General features: G+C 52.9%; 10 protein-coding genes. 5 read left to right on the top strand and 5 right to left on the bottom strand.

The genetic code is table 11. The features are described from left to right. Positions 1-34 precede the first annotated feature (34 nt). Together ACO6VX_RS21630 and ACO6VX_RS21625 are read right to left on the bottom strand one after the other, a co-directional pair. Entirely contained in the window at positions 35-637 is a 603-nt protein-coding gene (locus ACO6VX_RS21630) for a LysE family translocator (protein WP_029519298.1), read from the bottom strand. A gap of 242 nt (positions 638-879) precedes the next feature. Beyond that, the gene (locus ACO6VX_RS21625) at positions 880-1,785 is read right to left on the bottom strand and encodes a LysR family transcriptional regulator (protein WP_028722792.1); all 906 of its coding nucleotides are present in this window, start codon (positions 1,783-1,785) and stop codon (positions 880-882) included. Between the two features lie 98 nt (positions 1,786-1,883). On the opposite strand from ACO6VX_RS21625, the gene ACO6VX_RS21620 reads away from it, so the two are divergent. From ACO6VX_RS21620 to arsH, 4 genes are read left to right on the top strand one after another with little or no spacing between them, the layout of a single operon-like run. Then, the gene (locus ACO6VX_RS21620; RefSeq protein ID WP_014606056.1) at positions 1,884-2,411 is read left to right on the top strand and encodes a GNAT family N-acetyltransferase; all 528 of its coding nucleotides are present in this window, start codon (positions 1,884-1,886) and stop codon (positions 2,409-2,411) included. Then, a complete protein-coding gene (locus ACO6VX_RS21615; RefSeq protein ID WP_033769958.1) occupies positions 2,408-3,634 on the top strand; it encodes an MFS transporter in 1,227 nt (408 codons plus the stop codon). The genes ACO6VX_RS21620 and ACO6VX_RS21615 overlap by 4 nt, the downstream gene beginning before the upstream one ends. A gap of 48 nt (positions 3,635-3,682) precedes the next feature. Then, positions 3,683-4,015, top strand: a complete 333-nt coding sequence (locus ACO6VX_RS21610; protein ID WP_033769959.1) for an ArsR/SmtB family transcription factor — start codon at positions 3,683-3,685, stop codon at positions 4,013-4,015. 5 nt (positions 4,016-4,020) lie between these two features. After that, a complete protein-coding gene (gene arsH, locus ACO6VX_RS21605; RefSeq protein WP_028722789.1) occupies positions 4,021-4,734 on the top strand; it encodes an arsenical resistance protein ArsH in 714 nt (237 codons plus the stop codon). Between the two features lie 66 nt (positions 4,735-4,800). On the opposite strand, the gene arsC is transcribed toward arsH, so the two are convergent. The 3 genes from arsC to ACO6VX_RS21590 all read right to left on the bottom strand — a co-directional run bounded on the left by arsC (position 4,801) and on the right by ACO6VX_RS21590 (position 7,006). Next, positions 4,801-5,229, bottom strand: coding sequence for a glutaredoxin-dependent arsenate reductase (gene arsC / locus ACO6VX_RS21600; RefSeq protein ID WP_028722307.1), 429 nt, complete (start codon positions 5,227-5,229; stop codon positions 4,801-4,803). A 43-nt stretch (positions 5,230-5,272) separates the two neighbouring features. Continuing rightward, entirely contained in the window at positions 5,273-6,562 is a 1,290-nt protein-coding gene (locus tag ACO6VX_RS21595) for an arsenic transporter (RefSeq protein ID WP_033769960.1), read from the bottom strand. A 90-nt stretch (positions 6,563-6,652) separates the two neighbouring features. Continuing rightward, complete coding sequence (locus tag ACO6VX_RS21590) at positions 6,653-7,006, bottom strand: metalloregulator ArsR/SmtB family transcription factor (RefSeq protein ID WP_028722306.1); 354 nt, start codon at positions 7,004-7,006, stop codon at positions 6,653-6,655. A 143-nt stretch (positions 7,007-7,149) separates the two neighbouring features. Between ACO6VX_RS21590 and umuC the strand changes: the two genes are divergently transcribed. Continuing rightward, a complete protein-coding gene (umuC, locus tag ACO6VX_RS21585) occupies positions 7,150-8,256 on the top strand; it encodes a translesion error-prone DNA polymerase V subunit UmuC (RefSeq protein WP_422458294.1) in 1,107 nt (368 codons plus the stop codon). Positions 8,257-8,358 lie beyond the last annotated feature (102 nt).

The following is an 8,358-nucleotide window of genomic DNA, read 5'->3' as shown; positions in this document are numbered from 1 at the left end:
GCCAGAAGCGGACATTTTTGCTAAAGGTGATGAGTTACTGGGTCAGGCTGTGCAGAGTAAAAGCAATGAGCAACACCCCGCCGGCAATGTTGACGTATTTTTTGAGCATTAATGGATTTGTTTTTTTTACTGAAAATATAAGTGTTTGACTGACAGCGAAAAGCCAAACGCTCATGACCACGACATGTACTGTTGCCAATGTCAGATAGTTGTAGACGCCTCCCTGTATCCCTGCGAACTGCGAAACGACTGTCAGATAAAAAATGATGGCTTTAGGATTCAAAATATTAGCTATCCAGGCCTCTCTTAAAGTCACCGAATGTTTCGTAACAGCAAGCCCGCTGGCATTTGACCTTATCCCGCTGCGGATGAGCATTGCTCCTAACCAGAGCAGATAGGCGGTTCCGAAAACTTTCAACACCGCAAAAGTTGCTGGAGACGAGATGATCACAGCGGTTATACCTAGCCCTATGAGAACCGCATGTGTGTATATACCCAAGGCTGTTCCGGCAAGCGTTCTGAATAGTCCTTTGTAACCGCCAGCCAGAGCTCCATTCATAACAAGAGTGAAGCTTGCTCCGGGGGACAGTGCAACAGGGAGTAGTGCTGGCATAAAGCCATAAAGGTTTATTTCCATAGGTTTTGGATATTAATTGATGCTCTACTTGATTTCCATTAAGGCGCTTCGCCAGAAAGTGATATTTAAAGCAATTGGAATATATAAATCTTTGCCAAAAAAGGTCCGCTCTTCGCTCATAGCGGACATTAGCCCGACGTCAGTCCGCTTTGTGCCAAAAGCGGACATTGGTAGCTGGTAAAAGCTGTAGTGATACTTCGCCGGAGAGAGTAGACCTGTCCGGTTTAGATATCGAAGAATATTTATCTGATTTCGTTTTTTGCAAAACTGCTGTTTAGGTTTTTCAGCACTTCATTGATACCTCTGCTTACAATCCGGTCTTCCCGCATGACTGTCCCGAGAGTCCGGTGAAGAGAGGGCGTCACAGAGTAAAGATCGAGCCCCGATCTTTCCTCAATGCATGCAACGGACATTCTGGGAACAATGCTGTAGCCAAGACCGGCACGGACCATTCTTTTAATAGCTTCGATACTGCCAAGCTCCATGACCGGGCAGGCAATATGTCCCGTCTCCCGGAACCACTGGTCAATCAGGGCGCGTGTCCCGCTTCCCGGTTCAAAGATAATCAGCGGCAGCGGCAGCAAAGCGCCCGGATTCCATATTTTCGCACTCGGCTCTGATGCATCCTTTTCCATGATGACAACAAACTCATCCGTACCCAGCGGGATGATGCTCAGGTTTTTACCTGCAGCTGGCAGAGTCACCAGGCCAATATCTATACGATTTTCCTCCACGCCCCGCACTATATCGGAAGTGTTACCTGTGCGTACGTCCACCTTCAGCAGGGGATGGGCCTGCCGCAGTTGCTGTAGTAAGGGGGGAAGTAAATGAATACAGGCCGTTGCGCCTGTGCCAACAGTAACAGTGCCGGTTATCTCATCAGAATGCTGGCACACCGATTCAACTGCTGTACTTACCACTGCATCAATTTTCATGCTGTGCTCAACGAGAGTCAGCCCGGCTGGCGTGGGCCTTACTCCCCGGCTGGTTCGCTCAATAAGCCGGACCTGAAGCGCCTGCTCCAGTTGTCTTATATGCAGGCTCACTGCCGGCTGCGACAGACCAAGTGCTTCAGCCGCTCCGGAGAAACTGCCCCGGCTGACGACCAGTCTGAAAGTAGCCAGGTGATCGAGGTTCAGGTTTGCCATGCCAAAATTTTCCTTATGCCGCTGATAAGTCCTGCTGCCTGTCTGAAATTATTCATTCCGGTTAGTCTCTGCTTATGACCGCAGAAGGAGCCGTACCGATGGAAATAACCGAAGCAGATGAACGACATATTCCTGCCATCCAGCAGATTTATGCTTATCACGTATTGCATGGCACCGCCACTTTTGAAACTGAACCGCCGGATCCGGCTGAAATGACAGCCCGCCTGAAAAAGGTGCGTGCAGCAGGACTGCCCTGGTTTGTGGCTGTTGAGGACGGCAATGTCCGCGGATACTGCTACCTGTCACTCTACCGGGAACGGTGTGCCTACAGATTCACCCTGGAGAATTCTGTATATATTGCCCCCAACTTTCAGGGCCAGGGGATCGGAAAAAAGTTGTTATTGAGTGCGGTCACATGGGCAGAGGACCGCAGCTTTCGCCAGCTCGTGGCCGTAGTTGGAAACAGCGAAAATAGCGCCTCTCTTGCCCTGCATCGCGCGGCAGGCTTCAGCATTACAGGAACGCTCAGATCTGTGGGCTTCAAGCACGGACGCTGGCTTGATACGGTCATCCTGCAGCGTACGCTCGGGCAGGGCGACGCCACATTTCCGGAGAGCACGGGTTGACTGACGGGCATCTGACAGGCCGCACCATTTTCTGCATTGGCATGACGCAGCTAATCAACTGGGGTATCACATTCTATATGCCGGGGGTCTTCGGGACCGCCATCATGTCGGAGACAGGCCGGTCACCAGTTGTGACATTCTCCGGGCTGACTATTGCCATGCTTGTTATGGGGCTTGTCTCGCCACTTACCGGCCCCCTTATAGCACGTACCGGCGGGCGTACGGTGATGATGGTGGGAACCTTCGTCATAGTCCTCGGTTGTTTTCTGATGGCTTTTACCCATTCAACAACATCGTGGGTTGCCGTCTGGCTCCTGATGGGAGCTGGCATGCGACTTGCCCTGTATGATGCCGCATTTGCGCTGCTTGTAGAAATTGCAGGCGCAGAGGCCCGCCGGGCAATCACCCTGGTCACACTGCTGGGTGGTCTCGCGTCAGTCGCGTTCTGGCCTGCTGGCGCTGCGCTACTGCACTTTACCGACTGGCGGCATGCCATTATCGTTTACGGCTGTGCAGGCATTGTCAGCCTGCTTTTTTTGACCACCGTTCCGGCAGGTTATCGGCGTCAACCTCCCGTTGCCGGGCAGCCCGCTCTTCAGGCGATCGGACCAGCAGAAGACCGGAAAGCCTTCATCAGCGGCCTGTGGTACGCCACGTTGATAGCGCTGATAAGCTTTGTTTCCACCGGCGTGTCCGCTCATTTTCCTCAGATACTGGCCGCTTATGGTATGCCCGCCGTAGCGGGTATGTTGTGGGGGGTGGGACAGGTGAGCGCCAGACTGCTGGACGTGGCTTCCGGTGCACGTACTTCAGCGATCCGTCTGAGCCTGTTTACCGGCATTATTCTGCCATTATGCTTTTTGGTTGGCCTTGCAGGGAATGTTACCCCGGTGGCTACAGCCATCTTTATTCTGAGTTACGGGGCTGTAAACGGACTGAGTACGATCATTAAGGCCGTCCTGCCTCTTGTGCTGTTTGATCCGCAGCAGTATGCCCGTAAAACAGGCTTACTGCTGTCACCCGCTTTTTTGCTCGCGGCGCTCGCGCCGTCAGTTTACGCCATACTGCTGGAGCAATACGGCACACCCGGCACGCTGCTTTTATCTGCCATCCTTACCCTGTTCATCACGGCGATTTCCATAGTGATCTGGCGTCGTCATCCTTCCTCTGCTGGACCGAACCGGGATAAGGGCGAGCCATCCATTCCGGGGAAAAATATTTGACGCTGATTATATTTCTATTATTCTGGAAATATAGTTTAAGGAGGGCGTATGGATTTAAAAACAGCAGCAAATGCGCTTCGGGAGCTGGGGCACCCGACCCGTCTTAGCGTATACCGGGAGCTGGTGAGAGCGGGTCATGACGGCCTGCCAGTCGGTGTTCTGCAGAAGCGCCTCGGTATTCCGCCCTCCACGCTCAGTCATCATATTTCGGCGCTGATGTCCGCGGGCCTGATCAGCCAGGAACGGCAGAGCCGTACCTTGTTTTGCAGACCTTGCTATACGCAGCTTGAACAACTGATGGCCTTTCTTACAGAGGAATGCTGCGCAGGCAGTAGCTGCAGCCTGTCACCCGCGACGACTCACGAAGAGACCTCATTGTGAATAACATGAACGATACCCTGAAAAATGTTGATACTTCACTCCTGGACGTGCCGCTGACGGAAGATAAGCTGAGGGCTGCAGAAGTGGCGCACCCGCCCCGCATTCTGATGCTCTACGGCTCGCTGCGGGAACGATCTTATAGCCGGCTGACGACGGAAGAAGCCGCCCGGCTGCTGACGGCAATGGGTGCAGAGGTCAAAATTTTTAATCCGTCCGGTCTGCCGCTGCCTGATGATGCCCCTGAAACGCATCCCAAAGTTGTGGAACTGCGCGAACTGGTTCTCTGGTCGGAAGGCATGGTATGGTGCTCCCCGGAGCGTCACGGCGCTATGACCGGCATCATGAAGGCGCAGATTGACTGGATACCGCTGACGTCAGGTGCGGTTCGCCCGTCGCAGGGAAAAACCCTGGCCGTCATGCAGGTCAGCGGCGGCTCGCAGTCTTTCAACGCAGTTAATCAGATGCGCATTCTGGGGCGCTGGATGCGTATGATTACTATCCCGAATCAGTCATCCGTGGCAAAAGCCTGGGCTGAATTTGATGAAGATGGTCGCATGAAGCCTTCGCCTTACTACGATCGCATCGTGGACGTAATGGAGGAGCTGATGAAGTTCACTCTGTTGACGCGCGGGCGCAGTGACTACCTGACCGATCGCTACAGCGAAAGGAAAGAAAGTACCGCGCAGCTCTCTGAGCGGGTTAATCAGCGCAGTATATGAAAAAAGCCGGCATCTGCCGGCTTCTGTTTTTGCGTCTCCCTTCCTGCCGGCAGCACACTGAAAAAATCAGTGGCTCATCCGGTTTCCGTGTTCATCAATGACTTTTTCGCCGTCCTCTTTCGTAAATGCTCCCTGCTGCGGGTCAGGCAGAATGTCCAGAACCGCTTCAGACGGACGACAGAGTCTTGTGCCGAGCGGCGTCACAACCACGGGGCGGTTGATGAGGATAGGGTGAGCCAGCATCGCATTCAGCAGTTCATCATCGTTGAACCGGTCTTCTGCCAGCCCCAGCTGCTCATACGGCTCTGTATTTTTGCGCAGCAGGGCGCGTGCGCTAATACCCATATCAGCTATCAGCTTTTTAAGCTCGTCGCGGGATGGTGGCATCTCCAGATACAAAATCACTGTTGGCTCCACGCCACTGTTACGGATAAGCGCCAGAGTATTACGGGACGTTCCGCAGGCCGGATTGTGATAAATAGTGATATCAGTCATAAACGGTACTCCGTTAAGGAGCTGCACAGACGCAGCCCCGGGGTTAAGGTTGAAAAGACAGGCGCAGGGCCAGCGCCGCCAGCGTCACAAAAAGTACCGGCAGGGTCATCACAATGCCCACGCGGAAGTAGTAGCCCCAGCTGATGGTGATGTTTTTCTGAGCCAGCACGTGTAGCCACAGCAGTGTCGCCAGGCTGCCGATGGGTGTGATTTTCGGGCCGAGATCGCAGCCGATGATGTTGGCGTATACCATTGCCTCTTTCACCACACCCTGAGCCGTGCTGCCGTCAATCGAAAGCGCGCCAACCAGCACGGTAGGCATGTTGTTCATTACGGAAGATAGTGCCGCAGTCAGGAAGCCGGTGCCAAGTGTGGCACCCCAGACGCCGTACTCAGCAAAACGGTTCAAAGCAGCAGAGAGGTAATCCGTCAGGCCGGCGTTACGCAGGCCATATACCACGAGGTACATGCCCAGCGAGAAAATGACTATCTGCCAGGGCGCGCCTTTCAGCACTTTGCGGGTGTCGATAACCTGTCCTTTTTGGGCAACCAGCCAGAGAACAAACGCCCCTACCGCTGCTACCAGGCTGACCGGTACTCCAAGGGGCTCAAGGCCGAAAAATCCGACCAGCAGCAGAAGTAAAACAAACCATCCGGCCCGAAAGGTGCGCATGTCGCGTATAGCTTCCGCTGGCGCTTTCAGCTTCGCCAGGTCATAGGTTGCCGGGATCTCTTTGCGGAAAAACAGATGCAGCATCACCAGCGTAGCCACCACGGAAGCAATATTCACCGGCACCATGACGGAAGCATACTCACTGAAGCCCAGCTTAAAGAAGTCCGCCGTGACGATGTTGACCAGGTTCGACACGATTAGCGGCAGGCTGGAAGTGTCAGCGATAAAGCCCGCTGCCATTACAAATGCCAGCGTGGCAGCCGGACTGAAGCCCAGCGCCAGGAGCATGGCAATAACGATTGGCGTCAGGATAAGCGCCGCGCCGTCATTGGCGAACAGCGATGCCACTGCCGCGCCCAGCAGAATAATATAGGTGAACAGCAGTCTTCCTCTGCCGCCTCCCCAGCGGGAAACATGGAGTGCTGCCCACTCAAAAAAGCCGGACTCATCTAACAGCAGGCTGATGATGATGACCGCAATAAACGTGGCCGTCGCATTCCAGACAATCTGCCATACGGCAGGAATATCACCGATATGCACCACGCCGGTCATTAGCGCCAGAGCGCCCCCGATAACGGCACTCCAGCCAATACTCAGTCCTTTCGGCTGCCAGATAACCAGTACCAGCGTCAGAACAAAAATCGCACCCGCCAGAAACATATACTCTCCTTTAATACTGCACCTGTCAGGCCTGGCGCAGAGAACTTAAAAATATACATATGGGAAAACACATATGAATAGTTAAAAAATTTAAATGCAGATTGGCTTGCCGTTGGTGGTTACATTGTCCCGCTCAGCCTGCTGGCTGAGCTGCAGGATGTCATCCCGCTGGCACAGATAAGCCTGTTCAATTACAGCTGCCGCCCAGACGGGCATATGAGGTGACAGTCGGTAATGAATCCACTTGCCATCACGCCTGTCGATAAGCAGACCGGCGTCCCGGAGTAACGCAAGATGACGGGAAATTTTTGGCTGAGATTCTCTGAGAGTAGTTGTGAGTTCGCAGACGCAAAGTTCTCCCTTTTCCCGCAGCAACAGCACCAGACTGAGCCGTGTTTCGTCAGAAAGCGTTTTGAAAAGCTGTAGAGGATTAAGCTGAAGCATTACAACTCCTGTTTAACAAACAGTGAGCAGTATCGCTAAGTAGGGGGTAGCGAGCAACTATACATTCGGTAAAACATATATTTTTGGTGGTTTTTTATCTTGCAGGTCAGATATAGAGTACGTCGATAAATAAGTTGTAATCGATCAAGGTCCGCTTTTCGCTCATAGCGGTCATTCAAATTCGAACTAATCCTGTAGATTTTCCATTCCACATAAACGGCGACATGTCAGCGCGCATGATGGCCATACTGGGTGAGATGGCCGCGGGACAGGAAGTCTATTCCATCGATGAGTCTTTCCTGGACGTGACCGGGATTAGTGACCTTATCTCCCTTGAGACATTTGGTCAGCAGATGCGTGAGCGCATCCGGCGTGAAACCGGGCTGATTATTGGCGTAGGATTCGGACCAACGAAGACACTGGCCAAACTGGCCAACCATGCGGCAAAGAAGTGGACGCAGACCGGGGGCGTTGTGGATTTGTCCAGTAGAGTCCGGCAGCGAAAACTCCTGCACCTGACCGACGTCGGTGATATCTGGGGGATTGGCCCGCGCATTACCAAACGCATGCATCAGCTGGGGAACACAGCGGCTCTGCAGCTGTCTGACAGCAACATCAGCATGATACGTAAAAACTTTGACGTTATTGTTGAGCGCACTACTCGCGAACTTAATGGTGAGCCCTGCATTACACTGGAAGATGCCCCGCCACCAAAGCAGCACATTTTAAACTCGCGATCTTTTGGCGAAAGAGTCACAAAACTGGAAGACATGCAGCAGGCAATCGTGCTGTATGCCACACGTGCGGCAGAAAAACTCAGGGAGCAGAATTCGCGCTGCCGACATATCAGTGTTTCCATCGCCACCGCTCGTCACGGTAATGAACCGCAATATTCGAATACCGCCTCTCGCATCTGTGATTATCCGACGAACGATACCCGCGACATAATTGAGTCAGCGCTAAGTGGCTTCAGCACCATCTGGCAGGAGGGTTACCGGTATGCGAAGGCTGGCGTCATGCTGGGAGATTTTTATCAGTCAGGTGTTGCGCAGTTTGACATGTTCAGTGAGCAGCAGCCGCGTGCGAACGCAGACGCGCTAATGGCAGCACTGGATGGTATTAATCGATCCGGGAAAGGAAAAGTCTTTTTTGCGGGTCAGGGTGATCGCGACAGTTCATGGCAGATGAAACGTGAAATGCTGTCGCCACGCTATACCACAAGATTAAAGGATATTCCGATTACTAAATAACTTTAGTTAGCCGAATGGGCTTTGTGATTACTATCCTGGTGTGTACTAGAACATAATCTAATATTTTATTTTGGCTGATTTATTAGCGAGTTCTTCTAGTAG

This window comes from Pantoea sp. BJFS-204 (genome assembly GCF_049310725.1).
Lineage (GTDB): Bacteria > Pseudomonadota > Gammaproteobacteria > Enterobacterales > Enterobacteriaceae > Pantoea > Pantoea agglomerans.
Note: the sequence above shows the minus strand (reverse complement) of the source record. Positions and strands in the feature narration are given on the sequence as shown.